This window comes from Bradyrhizobium sp. Bra78, from assembly GCF_024519855.1.
Taxonomy (GTDB): domain Bacteria; phylum Pseudomonadota; class Alphaproteobacteria; order Rhizobiales; family Xanthobacteraceae; genus Bradyrhizobium; species Bradyrhizobium japonicum_G.
The window spans coordinates 79,428-96,509 of sequence record NZ_JALJRE010000015.1 but is presented as its reverse complement, the minus strand read 5'-3'; the positions used below and the strand labels follow the sequence as shown (position 1 = coordinate 96,509).

The 17,082-nt window shown below is 60.6% G+C and carries 13 protein-coding genes, 1 tRNA gene and 1 pseudogene; 9 read left to right on the top strand and 6 right to left on the bottom strand.

The features are described from left to right. Positions 1–27: 27 nt before the first annotated feature. From OC450_RS28445 to OC450_RS28435, 3 genes are read right to left on the bottom strand one after another with little or no spacing between them, the layout of a single operon-like run. Positions 28–1,977 (bottom strand): molybdopterin biosynthesis protein, encoded by a 1,950-nt coding sequence (locus OC450_RS28445; protein ID WP_410050527.1) that lies wholly within the window; start codon positions 1,975–1,977, stop codon positions 28–30. A 13-nt stretch (positions 1,978–1,990) separates the two neighbouring features. Next, positions 1,991–3,097, bottom strand: a complete 1,107-nt coding sequence (locus OC450_RS28440) for a molybdopterin-binding protein (protein WP_262049086.1) — start codon at positions 3,095–3,097, stop codon at positions 1,991–1,993. Between the two features lie 54 nt (positions 3,098–3,151). Continuing rightward, entirely contained in the window at positions 3,152–3,982 is an 831-nt protein-coding gene (locus OC450_RS28435; RefSeq protein WP_211381807.1) for a substrate-binding domain-containing protein, read from the bottom strand. Positions 3,983–4,379: 397 nt separating this feature from the next. Between OC450_RS28435 and OC450_RS28430 the strand changes: the two genes are divergently transcribed. Continuing rightward, on the top strand, positions 4,380–5,273 hold the full coding sequence (locus tag OC450_RS28430) for a helix-turn-helix transcriptional regulator (protein WP_262049085.1): 894 nt from the start codon (positions 4,380–4,382) through the stop codon (positions 5,271–5,273). Positions 5,274–5,374: 101 nt separating this feature from the next. Next, on the top strand, positions 5,375–6,586 hold the full coding sequence (locus tag OC450_RS28425) for an ABC transporter substrate-binding protein (RefSeq protein WP_262049084.1): 1,212 nt from the start codon (positions 5,375–5,377) through the stop codon (positions 6,584–6,586). Between the two features lie 193 nt (positions 6,587–6,779). Here the strand turns inward: OC450_RS28425 and OC450_RS28420 are convergent, their stop codons facing one another. Beyond that, positions 6,780–7,757: a TAXI family TRAP transporter solute-binding subunit gene (locus OC450_RS28420; RefSeq protein ID WP_262049083.1), complete on the bottom strand. Its 978-nt coding sequence runs from the start codon at positions 7,755–7,757 to the stop codon at positions 6,780–6,782. A 107-nt stretch (positions 7,758–7,864) separates the two neighbouring features. Here OC450_RS28420 and OC450_RS28415 point away from each other — a divergent pair, with 107 nt between their 5' ends. Together OC450_RS28415 and OC450_RS28410 are read left to right on the top strand one after the other, a co-directional pair. Next, positions 7,865–8,839 carry a Bug family tripartite tricarboxylate transporter substrate binding protein gene (locus tag OC450_RS28415; RefSeq protein ID WP_256809037.1) on the top strand — a complete coding sequence of 325 codons (975 nt, stop codon included), beginning with the start codon at positions 7,865–7,867 and terminating at the stop codon, positions 8,837–8,839. 346 nt (positions 8,840–9,185) lie between these two features. Continuing rightward, positions 9,186–9,261 (top strand) — tRNA-Ile (locus OC450_RS28410). A gap of 83 nt (positions 9,262–9,344) precedes the next feature. Here the strand turns inward: OC450_RS28410 and OC450_RS28405 are convergent. Continuing rightward, a complete protein-coding gene (locus OC450_RS28405; protein WP_262049082.1) occupies positions 9,345–9,719 on the bottom strand; it encodes an excisionase in 375 nt (124 codons plus the stop codon). A gap of 153 nt (positions 9,720–9,872) precedes the next feature. Between OC450_RS28405 and OC450_RS28400 the strand changes: the two genes are divergently transcribed. The 4 genes and pseudogenes from OC450_RS28400 (at position 9,873) to OC450_RS28390 (ending at position 12,978) form a co-directional block, all read left to right on the top strand. Beyond that, positions 9,873–10,106, top strand: a complete 234-nt coding sequence (locus OC450_RS28400; RefSeq protein WP_262049081.1) for a helix-turn-helix domain-containing protein — start codon at positions 9,873–9,875, stop codon at positions 10,104–10,106. A gap of 184 nt (positions 10,107–10,290) precedes the next feature. After that, positions 10,291–10,530: pseudogene (locus OC450_RS34455) on the top strand (AAA family ATPase); the annotation flags it as partial. 174 nt (positions 10,531–10,704) lie between these two features. Next, complete coding sequence (locus tag OC450_RS28395; RefSeq protein ID WP_262049080.1) at positions 10,705–11,922, top strand: AAA family ATPase; 1,218 nt, start codon at positions 10,705–10,707, stop codon at positions 11,920–11,922. Further along, positions 11,923–12,978 (top strand): hypothetical protein, encoded by a 1,056-nt coding sequence (locus OC450_RS28390; RefSeq protein WP_262049079.1) that lies wholly within the window; start codon positions 11,923–11,925, stop codon positions 12,976–12,978. A 1,011-nt stretch (positions 12,979–13,989) separates the two neighbouring features. Here the strand turns inward: OC450_RS28390 and OC450_RS28385 are convergent. Beyond that, positions 13,990–15,525, bottom strand: a complete 1,536-nt coding sequence (locus OC450_RS28385; RefSeq protein WP_262049078.1) for a winged helix-turn-helix domain-containing protein — start codon at positions 15,523–15,525, stop codon at positions 13,990–13,992. A gap of 215 nt (positions 15,526–15,740) precedes the next feature. Here OC450_RS28385 and OC450_RS28380 point away from each other — a divergent pair, with 215 nt between their 5' ends. Further along, entirely contained in the window at positions 15,741–16,730 is a 990-nt protein-coding gene (locus OC450_RS28380) for a Bug family tripartite tricarboxylate transporter substrate binding protein (RefSeq protein WP_211381796.1), read from the top strand. Positions 16,731–17,082: the final 352 nt, after the last annotated feature.

Here is a 17,082-nt window from a genome sequence, read left to right as displayed (position 1 = left end):
CGGCTTGAGTGCCGCATCGTCGTGACTCTAAGCCGGCCTGAAGCCAGCACGCTCCAGCGCCACGCGAGCCTCATTCGAGCCGAGTGCGTCCAGAAAGGCCTGCGCCGCCGGCCGCTGCCTGCGCGCCGTCACCAGCGCGAAGTCATAATGCTCCTCCGCGAGCGGGATGAAACCGAGGCGGGCCGCATGGGCGACCGGCGCAATGGTCATGCCCCAGTCGGCACGGTGCTGTACGACGGCCGCGGCAACGGCGTTGTGGGAGCGCGGCTGGTTCCAATAGCCTTCCGGGCGCGCGCCGCCGAGCAGCCGGTCGATCAGGATGCGCGTGCCGGCACCCTGGTTGCGGTTGACCATGATGCAGGCAGGGTCCGCGAGCGCGGCAGCGACGCCCTGCTTCGCGCTGAGGCCCTCGAAACGCTTGTCGCCTTTCCGGAACACGATGCCCTGCATCCGCCGCCAGCCCGGCACGAGCTCGAGCCCCTCGACCAGATAGGGCGTGTTGTAAGTCTCGCTCTTGTCGTCGAACAAATGGATCGGCGCGAGATCGCACTCGCCCCGTTTCGCCGCCGCAAGCCCGCCGAGGCTGCCGACCGCGATAGAGCGCACGGTCAGCCCGGCATGCGCAAGCTGTGCGGTGACGAGGTCGAGGCCGGTGCAATGGCTGCCGACGATGACGAGATCGGGCACCCGCACATGCGGCGTGAACAGCGTCACCTCGGCTTTGGTCCCGGCGGGCATCTGGTCGGCGAGCGCGTCGATGCGCAGAAAACCGTCGGCCTGCGCAAAGGACGTGATCGCACCGGACCCCTTGCCGGAGGGATAGGCGATCAAGCCGTCCTTGCCGTCCACCAGCGAGACCATGACGAATTCGGTGCGGCCGAGTTCGGAAGCGATGCGCACCGGCACAGTCGCGCTCACTTTCGCATCGGAGCGCGGCGGCAATCCGGCCATCCTGCGCAGCACCGGCACGATCATGTCGTGGAAGGTGAACATCGCCGAGGTCGGAAAGCCCGGCAGGATCACCACCGGCTTGCCGTCGCACACCGCAAGGCACAGCGGCTTGCCGGGCTTGAGCGCAACGCCATGCGCGATGATGCCGGGCTTGCCGAGCCGGCCGATGATGCGATGGGACAGATCGCCTGCGCCTTTCGAGGTGCCGCCGGAGAGCACCAGCATATCGGCGTCCGCCAGCGCGCGCCGCATCGCGGCTTCGAGCTTGGCTTCATCGTCCGGAATCGCGCCGAGGAAAATCGCCTCGCCGCCGTTCTCGTCGATCGCGGCCGCGACGATCGCGCCGTTGGTGTCGTAGATCGCAGCCGGCGCGAGCGCTTCGCCGGGTTGGACCAGTTCGTCACCGGTCGAGATCACAGCGACGCGCGGCTTGCGCGCGATGATCACCTCGGCAATGCCGCAGGCCGCCAGCATGCCGATCTCGCGCGAGCCGATGACGGTGCCGGCGCGCAGCAGCGCTTCGCCGCGCGCGATGTCGGATCCTGCATAGGAAACGAATTGCCCGGGAGACGCAGCACGACGGACCTCGATTGCGTCAAGGCCGGCCGGCTGGGTGTGCTCCACCATGACCACGGCATCGGCACCGCGCGGCAGCGGGCCACCGGTCGCGATCGGTGTTGCGGTTCCCGCCGCCACTTGCAGCACTGGCGCCGTGCCGCAGTGAATGGTCTCGCCGTTCAGCCCGAGGCGAACCGGTGCGCCTATGCCGGCCGCTGCAAGGTCCGCCGAGCGCACCGCAAAGCCGTCGACGTTGGAACGGTCGAACGGCGGCACGTCGATCGGCGCCGTGATGTCTTCAGCGAGCGCCGCGCCGAGCGCAGCATCGAGCTTGCGCGCTTCGCTCGGAAGCGCGCGTGGGAACAACGCCGCTTCGAAGCGCGCCAGGGCCTCCTCGCGGGAGAGGATCTTGAGGAACTGCTCCTGTTCGAGCGCGCCGTGGACCTGTGATTGCGGGATCATCGCCATGCCGGAATCCATATCACTCCCGCATCAGATAGGCATCGACCGGCGCGCTCGCCGCAAATCCTTCGTCGCTGGCGGGAATGAGCAGCCATGCATCCGCGCGGGCAATTGCCTGCAGCGGCCATTCGCCTACCGCAAGCGGCACCCAGGCATGATGTTCCTCGGCCAGCAGGGCGATTTCAGCGATGCCGACGCCGGATGCGATTTTTCGCGCGAGCGGCAAGGTCATCCGGCGGCGCGGCCTGCGCGCCGACAGACGATCGACGAGCGGAAGCGCGAGCGCGAGCCAGACCGCGAGCGCATGGTCAGGCGAGCCGGGCAAGGCGACGACAGGAACCTTTCCGAGCCGCCCGACCGCGGCGGTGCGTCCAGGCTGCAGGGCAAGGCCATGGGCAATCAAATCACCACGCCTGGCCAGCGCGGTGACCGCCGCATCCTTGCGGCCGACGCCGCTGCCACCGATCGTCAGCAGGAGATCGCAGGAGGAAGCATCGAGCGCCTCCGCAATCGACGCAGCATCACGGCCGCCGGCGGTATGCATCGTCACATCCAGGCCCACCGGGCGCGCGACCTCGGCGATCAAATACGCCGTTGCCATTGCATCGGGCACGTTGACGATGCGCAGCCGCGGCCGCCGCACGCTGAATTTTGTTAGACCCGCGACGCGCGCGACAAGCAGGTCGGCCGCACCGATCGGATCCCCTTCTGCGCCGGCGGGTGCGCTGTTCGCGATGTCACTGCCGGCACGCCTGACGCCCTGCCCCGGCACGCCCTCCGCCAGCACCTGGGCGAGCGGACCGGACATCTCGACGGCGTCGGCATCGAGCACACAGTCGCATCCCGCCGGCATCGCGTCGCCGGCATCGACCCAGGCGGGCGCCATCGGCAGGAGCAGCGGTGAATAGGAGGACGCGCCGACCAGATCGTTGGCGCATAATGCCCAGCCATCCGCAGTGGCAATGTCGCGCGGCGGATAGGCCGCAAGCAGCGGCGTCCCAGCCGCGACGCAGCCGGCGGCGTCGGTCAGCGGCAATTCGACCGGTGCGACGGGATCAAGCCCGTTCAGCAACGTGGCGAGCGCAGTGTCGAGCGGCGTCAGCGATGGCGGCAGGCGCTGGGTCATGCGGCATGATGGACCATGCATCGTCCGTTTTGGCAACCGAGGGCGATGCGGAGGTCAGCCGCCCGACTTGTCCGCATTGGGGAAGAACAGCTGCTGGCCGTCGACCTTGTAGCGGGCGATCGTGGCCTGCCCCTCCGGCGAGATCAGCCAGTCGACGAATGTCTGCCCCAGTTCCTTCTTCACGTTCGGAAATTTGTCCGGGTTCACCAGCATCACGCCGTATTGGTTGAGCAGACGCTTGTCGCCTTCGACGACGACGTCGAGATCGCCGCGCTCCCTGAACGCGATCCAGCTGCCGCGGTCGGACAGCACATAGGCGTTCGCCGTGCGCGCGGCCTCGAGGGCGGCAGTCATGCCCTGCCTGGCTTCGCGATACCAGGCGCCCTTGGTGCTCGCGATGTCGATGCCGGCGACGATCCAGAGCGCGAGCTCGGCGGCATGGGTGCCGGAGCGATCGCCGCGCGTCACGAACGGCGCGCCCTTGGCCTCGATAGCCTTCAGCGCGGTCGCGATATCCTTGCCTTTCACGCCGGCGGGGTCGCTCTTCGGCCCGATCAGCAGATAGTCGTTGTACATCACGTCGAAGCGCTTTGCGCCAAAACCGTCGGCGACGAATTTCTCCTCCTGCGGCCGCGCATGCATCAGCACGACATCAACCTCCCCCCTTCGCGGTCCGTCGAGCACCTCATCGGCACGCCGTGCGATTACGGTCACCTCGATGCCGGTCTTGTCGTGGAAGATCGGCAGCAGGTAGTCGAGCAGGCCGGATTCCTGCGTCGATGTCGTCGTGGCCAGGACGATCGCGCGGTCCTCGGCGGATGACGCCGCCACGCCCGCGACGAGGCCGCAGAGAAGTGCGAAGGCAACGGACAGTCGAACGGCCATGAGCGGGTTCCATTGGAGACGGCGCGATCATGATGAGCGATTGCGCCGCGCTCATGACGCATCTGCCCATCGGCGGAAGCAACAAAAGATAGAGCGCAAATCGGATTACCACCGGCAACAGGCTTTTTACCGTGCACCCGATCGCGATGTGGCGGGGTGCCGGGAAATCTCGGCAACCAATCAACCGGCACGTTGGTTGCGAGGAAAAGCGCGACGTCCGCAAGGCCCGCACCATTCGAGCGCTGCAGATTGTAAACCCAATGCGAAATCACTGATCAGCATCTGTTGCAAAGCAGCGAGATGATCGGGCATGGTTCGCGCGGACCGAAATAGAACTGCAGAATTCCACCTGCGACGAATGTCCAAAAAGAAGCAAGAATTTGCATAGGAATGCAGGATGGAATTCCTGACGACCAGCGAAGCCGCCGACTATCTTCGGCTCGGCGAACGCAAGCTTTACGAACTCGTCACCACCGGCGCGATCCCTTGCACCAAGGTGACCGGAAAGTGGCTCTTCCCGCGGCATGAGCTCGACCTCTGGGTGCTGTCGGGCCTTGCGCGTCCGGCCGGCATGCTGACCGCGGAGCCGCCGCCGGTCGTGGGCGGCAGCCAGGACGAGCTCCTGGACTGGAGCCTGCGCGAATCCGGCTCGGGCCTGGGGTCGATGAGCGAGGGCAGCGCGCGCGGGCTCGAGCGGCTGCAGCGCGACGAGGTGATGGCCGTGGCGGTGCACTTCCACAGCCTGGATGCGGCCGAGAATCTCGCCCGCGATGCCAGCGTCGAAGCGCTGCGGGCCGCTCCTGACCTGCATGATGCATTGCTGGTCGCGTTCGTGCGCCGCGAGCAGGGCCTCGTGCTGCCGCCGGGCAATCCCAAGCGGCTGCGCGGCCTGTCTGACGTGCTCGCGCTCGGTGCCAGGATGGCGATGCGGCAGCAAGGCACGGGCGCGCAGATGCTGCTCGACGTGCTGCTCAAGCGCACCGGCGCCTCGACGCGGGATTTGCGACGGATCGAGACGCCCGCCCTGACCGGGCCGGATCTCGCCGAAGTGGTCCGCGCGGGCCAAGCCGATTGCGGAATCGCGACGCGCGCGGCGGCGCGCTCGGCCGGTCTCGATTTCGTGCCGCTGGTCTGGGAGAACCTCGATCTTGCGATGCGGCAGCGCAGCTATTTCCGCCCCGCCATGCAGGCCCTGATCCGGTTCCTCGGCGAAAAACGATTGCGCCAGCGCGCCGAGGAGCTGACCGGCTACGACCCCTCGCCCGCCGGGCAAATCCGCTTCGCGGCCTGACGTTGACGCCCGCCCCAAAATAGTTGCAAAAGAAACCAATTCAGCCGGGCCATACCCGGCCAGCAACACCGGCCAACGCGCCGGACCAGGGGAGGACAAACGTGAAGCCAACGAGATTTGGACTGCCGGTCGCGGCCGCCTTCGCAGCGCTGTTGCCGGGTGCCGCAATGGCGCAGGTTTCCGACGACATCGTCAAGATCGGCGTGCTCACCGACATGAACGGTCCGGCCTCGGCGCCGACCGGCCAGGGCTCGGTGACGGCGGCGCAGATGGCGATCGACGATTTCGGCGGCAAGGTTCTCGGCAAGCCGATCAGCATCGTAATCGGCGACCACCAGCTCAAGGCCGACATCGGCGGCGGCATCGCGCGGCGCTGGTACGACGTCGACCAGGTCGATCTGATCGTCGACGTCCCGGTCTCCGCGGTCGGGCTCGCGGTGCAGAACGTCGCCACCGAGAAGAAGCGACTGTTCATCACCCACTCCACCGGTACCGCCGATTTCCACGGCAAGTTCTGCTCGCCCTATGCGATCCAGTGGGTGTTCGACACCCGCGCGCTCGCGGTCGGCACCGCGGACGCGGTGGTCAAACGCGGCGGCGACAGCTGGTTCTTCATCACCGACGACTATGCCTTCGGCCATTCGCTGGAGCGCGACGCCTCCAGCGTCGTCACCGCCAGTGGCGGCAAGGTGCTGGGCTCGGTGCGGCCGCCGCTGGCAACGCCGGATCTGTCATCGTTCGTGCTCCAGGCGCAGGCTTCCAAGGCCAAGATCATCGGCATTGCGGCAGGCCCCCCAAACAACATGAACGAGATCAAGACCGGCTCGGAGTTCGGCGTGTTCAAGGGCGGCCAGCAGATGGCGGCACTGCTCGCGCTGATCACCGACATCCACGGCCTCGGTTTGCAGGCAGCCCAGGGCCTGCTGCTGACGACCTCGTTCTACTGGGACATGGACGACAAGACCCGCGAATGGTCGAAGCGCTATTTCGCCAAGATGAACAAGATGCCGACGATGTGGCAGGCCGGCGTCTATTCCAGCGTGATGCACTATCTCAACGCCATCAAGGAGACCGGCACCGACGATCCGCTCAAGGTCGCCGCCAAGATGCGCGAAAAGCCGATCGAGGATTTCTTCGCCCGCAACGGCAGACTGCGCGAGGACAATCTGATGGTGCACGATCTCAGGCTGGTGCAGGTGAAGACGCCGGAGGAGAGCAAATATCCGTGGGACTATTACAAGATCCTCGCGACGATCCCCGGTGACAAGGCGTTCGGTCCGCCGGACCCGGCGTGCGCGATGGTGAAGAAGTGACGGCGTAGCCGCGCTGACGGTGCACCCTCTCCCCTTGCGGGAGAGGGTGGATTCGCGAAGCGAAGCCGGGTGAGGCGTTGTCTCCGCGAGCGCCCCTCTCGCAGCTGAATTGCCGGAGAGGTACCCCTCATCCGGCGCTTCGCGCCACCTTCTCCCAGAAGGGGCGAAGGGAAGTAAGCGCAGGCGCGGTGTCCTACTTCACCACGCCGATCTCGCGAAAATATTTCATCACGCCGGGATGGATCAGCTCCGGCTTCGGCGCCGCGGCGACGGTGTTTGCCGCGGTGGTCTCGCAGGCCTGCGCGAGCTTCTTGCAGAAATTCGCCTCGATACCGTGCAGCGTCTTGGCGAGGCGATAGGCGACATCGTCCGGCAGATCCTCCCGCGTCAGCACAAAGCTCCAGGAACCGAGCGAGCCGATCGGCTCGGCCTGCTTCGGGTAGGAGCCGGCCGGCACGGTCAGCGGCTTGAGGAACGCATGCTTGGCGCGGATGCGCGTGATCTCGTCCGCGCTGGGCGCGATGAAGCGCGCGCCGGATGGGCTCGAGGCCACCGCGGCAAAGCCGGGCCAGCCGATGCCGGCGCCCCAGAGCGCTGCGACACGCCCATCCTCGACCATCGCGGGGCCGTCGCCGGCGCGGTCGAGATAGACAGCCTTGAAATCCTCGTCCTGCTTCAACCCGAGGCCATCGAGCACATAGCGCGCCAGGATCGGCAGGCCGGAGCCCTTGGCGCCGAACGCCACCGGTTGTCCGACGAGATCGGCAATCGTCTTGTAGGGGCTGTCCGCGCGCACCACGAACATGCCGGGGTTGGAATAGATCGCGGTGAGAATCCTCAGCCGTACCGGCGCACGCCCGATGCCGGCGAAGGCTTCATAGGCCGGCTCGCCCGCGACCAGAGCGAGATCGAGCTCGCCTTTCTCCAGCAGCGGAATGTTCTCGTTGCTGCCCCTGGTGTTGCGCGGCGCGATGGTGGTTTGCGGATCGGCCGCGTTCATCATGTCCGCGAAGGCGTTGCCATAGAGCGGAAAGCCGCCGCCGGGCGTCGCGGTGCCCAGGCTTATCTTGAGGCCGGATGTCGTGGTCGGAATGGCGCTGCCTCCGGTTTGAGCGGCGGCGGGGCTCAACAGCAGCGCCGCGCCGAGAAGGAAAACAAAAGCGAATCTCATGGTCGTTCCCCGCCGCCCCGCGTCAACATCGACGTCCGACGATGTAGGCAGGAAGCGGTTTTTGTGAAAGCATGTCACCCAACGACAATAGAACAACGGGAGGCTTCATGTTGCGAATTTTGCGTAACGGTTTTTTCGGGCTGGTTTTCCTTATCTCGCTTTTCAGCGCCCCCCTTCCCGCCTACGCCGGCTATCCCGACCGTCCCGTGCACTGGATGATCGGCTTCGCCGCCGGCGGTCCGGTCGACATCGTCGCGCGGATCATGGCGCAATGGCTGTCGGACCGCCTCGGCCAGCAATTCATCGTCGAGAATCGCACCGGCTCCGGCGGCAACATCGCGGCAGCTGCTGCGATCGCTTCGCCGGCCGACGGCTATACGCTGCTGTTCGTCGCGCCCAACAACGCGATCTCGACCTCGCTCTACAAGAAGCTGCCGTTCGACTTTTTGCGCGATACCGCCCCGGTCGCCAGCATCATGCAGCTCACCAACATGCTGGTCGTCTCCAACGCGTTTCCCGCGAAGACGGTTCGGGAGTTCATCGACTATTGCAAGGCCAACCCCGGCAAGATCTCCTTTGCCTCGTCCGGCAACGGCACCTCGGTGCACATGTCGGCGGAGCTGTTCAAGGCGATGACCAAGTGCGACATGGTGCACGTGCCCTATCGCGGCTCGGCGATCGCGTTTCCCGACATCATCTCCAACAAGGTGCAGCTGATCTTCGACAATCTGCCCTCCGCGCTCGAGCAATCGAAGGGCGGCAATGTCCGCGCGCTGGGCGTGACCTCGCCGCAGCGCTGGCCGACCGTGCCGGACGTGCCCACGATCGCCGAGACCGTGCCGGGATTCGAATCGGTCGGCTTCTACGGCATCTCCGCGCCGAAGGGCACGCCACCCGAAATCGTCGAGATCCTCAACAAGGCGGTCAACGAGGCCCTGAAGGACCCGAAGCTGGTGGCGCGCCTGGCCGAGACCGGCGGCATCCCCAAGCCGATGACGCCGGCCGAGTTCGGCAAGCTGGTCAGCGACGAGACCGAGAAGTGGCGCAAGGTCGTGGCGTTCGCCGGGGTGTCGGTGGACTAGCACCGGCGATCTGCCGCGAGCCTGCAGCTCGCCAACGAGACATCGGAGGGGACGAAAGGCCCCCTCCCATCAAAAACATCGAAAACAACCCCATGCACAGTAGACGAAGCTAGCGGTTACAAGGGGTTACAGGGTGAGACGAACGAACCCCGGTGAAGGCGATTTGACCCGTCGGGCAAAACAGGACTATAAGTGCATCATCGCCAATTTCGGGTATTCGAAAATCTCGGGCATTGCTGCGCCGGCGTCCCCATCCGCCAGAGCCAGCATTGCACCCCCGCCTCCATCCCTGTAAACGAACCGCGCACCGTTGCCGGCCGCGCAGTCCCGCGGCCGTCTCGCGGCGGGGCCTGTAGCTCAATGGTTAGAGCCGGCCGCTCATAACGGTCTGGTTGCAGGTTCGAGTCCTGCCGGGCCCACCAATAATATCAATGACTTATATGGTAGGAAAATTTTCTCTAGAGTTTGGGGCACAGCTTTTGTTCATGAAATATATACCACCCTCTTAAGTCGATTTATTTCGTTTTTGCACCTTATGCTCTAGCCTTGCTGCGCGGCTCTTTTCTCGCGTTATTCTTATGAGCCGTTGTAGGCCGGACTCGCTCTCCTCATCTCGGCAATCCGGCAAAACATGGCGCTGCGAGCAAACCTCGTTGGATCGTAAGTTCTTTGGCACCACCTTGCACAACTCACGCATCCGCTCGATAGCAGCCAACGTTGTGAAGTGCTTGTTAGCGATCAATTCGACCTCTAATCGCCCTCTCTCAATTTCCTTCCGAAGTCCCTTGACCGTTAAGCCTCCCGCCGGAAAAGCCAATTTCAATGCCACGTCCAATCTCAACGGGGCGTCGCGAGAGATCTTCGCAATCTTCTCATCCATTACAACCCCTCCAGAACGGCCGCATCGAGTTGTAGTGAGGGTTCAAGAGTGTTCATCGGACACCGGCACACGTTAGAACGTCCGCTCTGCGTCGAACGTCTCGAATACTATAGTCTGTAGCCCTTTAGTATTCGAGGCAAGATTATTAAGGGTGTGAAAGACCCAAATTTTGCTTTCGGGAAAATTGTCTCTAACCTGAGACGCACTGCCAAGCTCTCCCAGGAAGAGTTGGCAGAGCGCGCATCCATTCACCGTACCTACGTCAGTCAGATCGAACGTGGGTTGAAATCGCCAACCATCGTTATGCTGTTGAAGTTGGCGAAAGGACTTAATACGTCGCCTAGCAAGCTGATAAAGCAGCTCGAAATGGATATCGGTGGCAACTAGCACACCAACTGAATCTGAGAATTGCCGGCAAGGTATCCTCTTCGCCAAGTCAAACCTGCCTGGACTTGCGGAAGCACTTTACTTCCAGCGTCATCCATATTGAAATAGTTCAACCCATGCGGGTCTCGCTTGTCTGACTACCTCGGACCATGCGTCACCAGCTGTGGGCAGATTGCGAGGCGAAATGTTAAGTTTCGGCGTTTCTAATTTGAGAAGATTGAAGCTCGTGCCACCCATCGAGCTAAAGCCGATCACAATTCTCGTAGGCCGCAATAGCAGCGGGAAGAGCACGTTCCTCCGAGCATTTCCGCTACTCCGACAATCCCTGATGACCCGCACTAGCTCGCCAGTACTTTGGTACGGTGACTTGGTAGACTTTGGATCCTTCGACATCTCAGTAACCGACAATGCGTCCAACGAGCCCATCAGCTTCTCATTTGTGATGGACGAACTGAACGTTGAAGGACCGAGAACTCGATACCGTCGTCAGTCCAATGAGCCCCCGCCATATAAGGGGCTTCACTTTGACGTCAGCATCACTGGCTCCGGCGACCGTACACGAATTTCGAGACTATACATTCGATGCGCCGCGCCGAAAGTGACCTACGAGATTATTGTCGGCGAAGGGTCGACCGTTGCTTCGCTCAAACTGAATGGGATCGACAAGCTTGATCTTGTTAAGCCTCTCAAGCTTCGAATTACCGCCGGAACTCTGCTGCCAGAGATTTCTGTGGTTCCTGTTGAAGGGAAAAAGCCGAGCGAGGTACTTCAGGCTCCTTATCACTACTACTATCCAGGACAGCCCAGCGAATTTATCGAGTCAATCAAGCAACTCTTAGCACCTTACGTGAAAAGGCTAAGCCTCGACTGGCAAAATCGATTTGCCTATGAGCTAACAATACTCGGTCCCTCGACCAAAAAAGCGTTTCGAGAACAATTGGGGTCCGTTGGTCCAAAGATATGGCGGACCTTTGCCGCCGAGATTGCAAGCACCGATCGCCGTGAAATATTTCCTAAGCTTCAAGACCTTCTGTCGATCGCGACGTTACCGCACGTCTTGTCGAGTATCCGCGCGCATCTGAGATCAATCATAACCTCCACTCTTTATATCGGCCCAGCTCGAGCACGTAGTGAGCGCTATTACCGCTACCAAGACCTGGCTGTTTCAGAGATCGATCCGGACGGCAAAAACTTTCCCATGTTTCTTAATTCGCTAACTCACACTCAGATTACTCAGCTGTCCCGTTGGATCGATGAGCTTTTTGGATATGGCTTGAGTGTCTCCCGGCAGAGTGGCGGCGGGCACATGAGTATAGATCTCGTAGCTAAAGGAGTAAATTCTAACATCGTTGACAACGGGTACGGTGTTTCTCAGATACTTCCAGTTCTTGGGCAAATTTGGTGGGCGAGGAATCGATTGGCATCTGTCAATGTGGGGCCCATCGCTCCAGCGTTCCTTTCACAAGCCCCTTCGCTGTCCCTACTGGCAATTGAGCAACCAGAACTACACTTACATCCAGCGCATCAAGCTTTGTTAGCCGACGCGCTGGTGGGCGAACTGAATAGCAACCCGTCGAAAGTTAGCACGGCTCCAAATCGAATTCACTTTTTGGTTGAAACTCACAGCGAAACACTTTTGAATCGGTTAGGCGAACTGATTGCGAAAGGTCGAATTTTGCATAGCGACATTCAAGTCATTCTATTCGAAGCAACAGATGACGAAACAAGAATTACAGACGTACACACGTCCTCATTCGGGGAATCCGGGGAATTGAAAGACTGGCCTTACGGTTTTTTTCAACCCTCGGTGAAATGAATGCTTTTTCATTTAGATTTGGTGGAACAACTCGCTGCTGTTGATCGGGGAGTGTTGGGCGCGGCGATCGCCGACCTCATTCGCGCACACCGGCTCGGGGATCATCTCGTGGTCGTCAGTCGCGATAGCGCCTCCTGGCTACAAGCTCACGTAGATCTGTCAGCCCGCGATACGGCTATGCTATCCCGCATTTCGCAAGGCTATGCACAGACCGGGGACTTGCGGCGTCGAGCAAAAATCTACGTCGATATCGTCGCCGGTGCGCCGCGAAGAATATCGCAAGCTGGCAATTCAATTCAGGTTTCCATTGAATTGCTGGTGAGATACAGGCTCCTGGAGAGACCACTTTTGTTAGTTGAGAACATGGATTCCGATGGAGACCTTTACGAATTCTTGTTTGAGAATCATTGTGATTTGCATCATGGCAGCAGCGTCTCATTCGACCGCCAGCACGGTGGTGGCGCGGATCTAGCAATGGTCTTTGAGCGTTTGGCGCGCAATACGAAGATCGTTTGCGCTATAGTCGATTCGGACAGGGCAAGCCCTGATGCGCCGAATCTAAAGCTCGCCCAGCTTGAAAGGCTAAAACAACAACTCAATTGGCCGCTGTGCTTTCCGACATCCCCACCTGCTCATGAAGCAGAGAATTTAGTTCCGCTTCCGATAGTAATGAACTTGCCCTCGGGGGTACGAAATCCAACAAACACGATCTTGCTCAGGGTTAGCCAGGAAGAAATCTCAAATGGCCATCCTCTAGCAGAACAGTTTTGGCTGTTCTTTGACGTCAAGGAAGGATCGACCCCGCAAAAGTTTGGACGAATGACCGAGAATGACCAGGCTTGGATTATCTCCAAGGCTAAACTCGCCAATATTGATCCGTCGGAACACTCGGTTGCTGGTTACGGAGACCGAGTCATAGGTCAGGTGTTTGCTGAAAACAAATTCAAGAGCGAGCTTAGAAAGGAAACCCGCCACCCAAATTGGCGGGATGTTTTCGCCGGCTTTTTAGACGAAATCATTTGGGTATTTCTAGCAGGTCGGAAAATCATCACTTAAAGGTTGGTGGACAATCCGCCTACTTGAGTGTGATGCCCGGACTCGGCAATTCCGGCCGCTTTGGGGATTGTGGAACTTCACGACGACATTCCTGCTATCTTGCGAGAGAGATGGAGGATCGTATTAGAGGCGCTTTGGTAAGAATCGTTATTGACGGAATAGATATAAGAGCCATCCAGGATGTGCGCTCTCCTAACTTCTTTTGCGCCTAAGAAAGTCGCGAGATTCACTATCGTCTCTTCCAGCTTGTCACGCTGCCGTACGCGCGTATTTTCATTGGTGGCCCCGTAGACCTCCTGCTTAACGTCAACGATCTTAGCTCTTCTCATTGCACCCACTTACTCGCTTCCAATCGAAGCTATCGCACTCGCGCGGCTACATGCTCATTGGGTGTCGACTACTGATCGAGAATTTGCAAGGCAATCGAGACCTTAGGAGGAGTAGGCTCTAGCATCGGCTGATTTCGGCAAAAGTTCCGGAGAGACACTTCGCGGCGATCGCAAACGGAGTACCGTCGTCAGTCCATGGGCCGCAGCAGCCACAACCGCATGGGAGACGACCTCGCCAAGTCAGTACGGAGTCGCTGCAACGAGTGAACGCATCGTCGGACGCTTAAGGACATCTGCACGGACGAAAGCAAACAGGAATGAAAAGGAACGAAAGCAAACAAACGATGGTAGTTTGCATTTTTGCCACAAAATGCAAACTTATAACTATCTGATTTAACTATTATTTTTCGACTACGCGTCAGACCGCTCATAACGGTCTGGTTGCAGGTTCGAGTCCTGCCGGGCCCACCAAAGAAAGTGCCGCACTTCGTTGTCCGTGGTCCGTTGCCATACTTCAGCAGTCCGCAAACGACCGCTCCACACTTGCTCCGGCTATGGACTCTCCGCCTGCATCATAGATTCGGAGACTTGGCCAAACGGCCGCTTCGCGCCAAAAGCGGTCAACCTCTTCCACCCGACCGGCAAAGACCGCAGCCGGGGAAGTACCGGTCTCGACAACCGGTCATCCCTCAGGAAGGCCCGCCTTACGCAACCCATCAAGATAGTGAAGAACACCTTCGGCAGACTGGAGATAGCGCTGGCCGGATAGTTTCTTCAGCGTGCAATCCGGTTCGATCCTGAGCAGCGCCGCTATGTGCGGCCCTGCTTCGTTTGTTTTTCCCAAATGCCCGTAGGCCGCCGCCAAAAGCATGCGACCGTTCCGAAAGTTCGGCGCGCGATCGACCATTTCGCGAAACGGCGCCAATGCCTCCTCGTACCGCCGCTGAACGAAATGCGCGAGTCCCTCGGTCATCAATGCCTGCGGCGGAAAGAAAGGATCCAGCCGCATGTAGCGTCGAAGAGCGGCAAGCCCCTCTTCCGGTTTGCCAAACAACACCAGGCATTGGCCGTATCGCCAGTCGCAATAGTTTGGATTTAGTGCAAAAACCCGATCCCAAGCCGCCAGACATGCCGCGCGATCACGCTGGAACATGGCTGCATTGGCGAGAACTCCGTATCCGAACGGTTCGTTCGGACCGAGTTCGACGGCCTTCCGGGCAAGTTCAAGCGCCCGCTGCAGGGTTTCCTCGCTTTGGTGTTCATGGTTGACGGGATTAATCCAGGCCAAGGTGTAGGTCGTCGAGAGCGCCGCATACGGACGAGCGAACGCGGGGTCCAGTTCGATGGAGCGTTCGAGCAGCTTTCGCGCCTCATAGAGTTCCTCGACCGGCCCTGTAAGCAGGCGCTTCATCATATGGTTGCCGCGCAGGAAGTAGTCGTATGCGTCCCAATTGGCAGTCGGCTTGGCCAGCGGACGATGTGCCTCGGCATCATCGATATGGATGGCCAGTTTGACGGAAATCATCCGCGCGATTTCGTCCTGGATCGAGAATGTATCGCCCAGCTTCCGGTCAAATCGATCCGCCCACAGATGCGCCCCCCGTGCAGCGTCGATCAATTGCGCCGTGATACGAACAGTGCCGTCGTTGCTTTGAATGCTTCCTTCGAGAATATATCGCGCGCCGAGTTCGTTGCCGATTTGTCGAACATCGACGCTTCGGCCTTTGTATTGAAACGACGAATTCCTCGCGATCACGAGCAATCCGGAAAATCGCGAAAGCTCGGTGATGATGTCCTCGATGATCCCTTCACAGAAATAATCCTGACTTGAATCCTGCGAGAGGTTGGCGAAGGCCAGGACAGCGATCGCGGGGAAGTCGGCAGACGATCGAGGCAATGGGCCGGCCCCCTTGCCATCACGCGAGACCGGCCCCTCGAGCAGATAGCCGCGCTTGGGCAGCGTCTTGATGATGCGTTGCGCGTCGTCACCGATCGCGAGGCGGATATCGCTTATGCAACGGGTCAGCGACTCCTCGCTGACGGTGACATCAGGCCAAATGGCCGCGATCAATTCATCCTTGGTGAGCGCCCGTCCGGCGTGCTCGGCAAGATAGCGCAGCACTTCAAAGCTTTTCGGCCGCAGCCTAATTTGACCGGCGGGCCCATGCAGGCAAAGCCGCTCCAGATCAAGCGTCAAAGAGCTGAAGATCAGTTTCATTTTCCTGATCTTACCCGAAACTGCGCGCCGGCGGCAGCGAGAAGTTTCAGGTTAATTTCACGACAGTTTCAGGACGGAGATCCCACATCCGTGGTCTGCTGGTATCGCGGCCGGAATTGTCATCGCCGCCCCATCCACATGGGTGGCAACATTGCGTTTCAGGACGCTTATTGATGCTTGTCGTCTTGCCCACGGTTGGTCAACGGAGAAAAGCGATGAGGTTGCCGCAGATTCGAAATGTCATCGCATTCACGATGCTGCTTGCCGGGGTCTATGCAGATACCCTGTCCACATGTCTTGCAGGCGAAGATTGGCCAAATCGTGCCGTGAAAATCATCGTTCCATTTGCCGCCGGGTCAGCCAACGACCTCAGTGCGCGTCTCTATGCCGAAGGGCTGGCCGGGCGATGGGGCAAGCCGGTCATCGTCGAGAACAGGCCCGGTGCGGACGCCATCGTCGGTGGCGGCGCGTTTGCGAATGCAAAAGACGACCACACCCTGCTTTACGGGACCGCCTCGATGATCACCGTGAACCCGCGGCTGCAGGAAGTGTTGCCCTACGATCCGTCCCGCGACATGGTGCCGATCTCCTCGACGGCGAGCGCCATTTTCGTCATCGCGGTTTACGATCGAATGCCGGTGCGTTCGCTGCCGGAATTGGCTCAACTGACGCGATCGAAGCCCGGCGAACTATCGTGGAGTTCAGGCCCGAGCCTGCCGCATTTCCTGTATGCCGCGATGCTGGCACGGCAGTCGCTCAAGCAGGTCTACGTTCCTTACCGGGACGGAACGACCCAGCAAGCGGATTTCAGTGAGGGGCGCGTTCAAATCCTTTCCCATGCCCTGCTGGCCGTCGGAGGTCCGGTGGCCGCCGGCAAGGCGCGGATACTTGCCGTCGCAAGTTCCGAGCGTGAGCCGAGCCTGCCTGGCATTCCGACGGTCGCAGAGGCCGGCTTTCCGGAGATGGAGATCGAGGGGCTGGCGGGTCTGTTCGGCTGGCGCGGTATGTCGCCCACGTTGCGGGACAAGATCTCCGCTGACGTGCGCGCGATATCCGCGGATCCCTCGATTCGCTCCCGCATCGAAGCGGCCGGGCAGCACGTTCTCGGCGGCACGCCCGACGAATTTTCCGCGGCGATCGAACAGCAACGATCGCGCATTCGCGAAATGGCCCGCATCGTCGATCTGAGAAATGCGGCAAATTAGCAGGACGTCCAGGGAAACGCGCGATTGCCGCGACAGTGCACTCAATGAGTCGCAACCTTGCTACGAGCTTGAGACAACTGTACTTCGATCGCAGATATTTCAACGGATGCAGGGACGTTCGAGTGAACACTCCAACGGGACCATCCTGGACGCGCTCTTTCTTGCCTTAATATGGCTAAGCACCTTATTTGCCATAAGCCCATGGCCAGCCTTTGGCTGCGGCGAGACTTCGCAGAACGGCTTGCAAATTCATGCGTTCTGCAAGCCGGGATTGGGCTGACGGTGTGCTCAAGGATTCTGGCCGTCTCGGTGGGTCCGAAGCTGGCTACTTGGCGGTGGCACGGCCTTGATG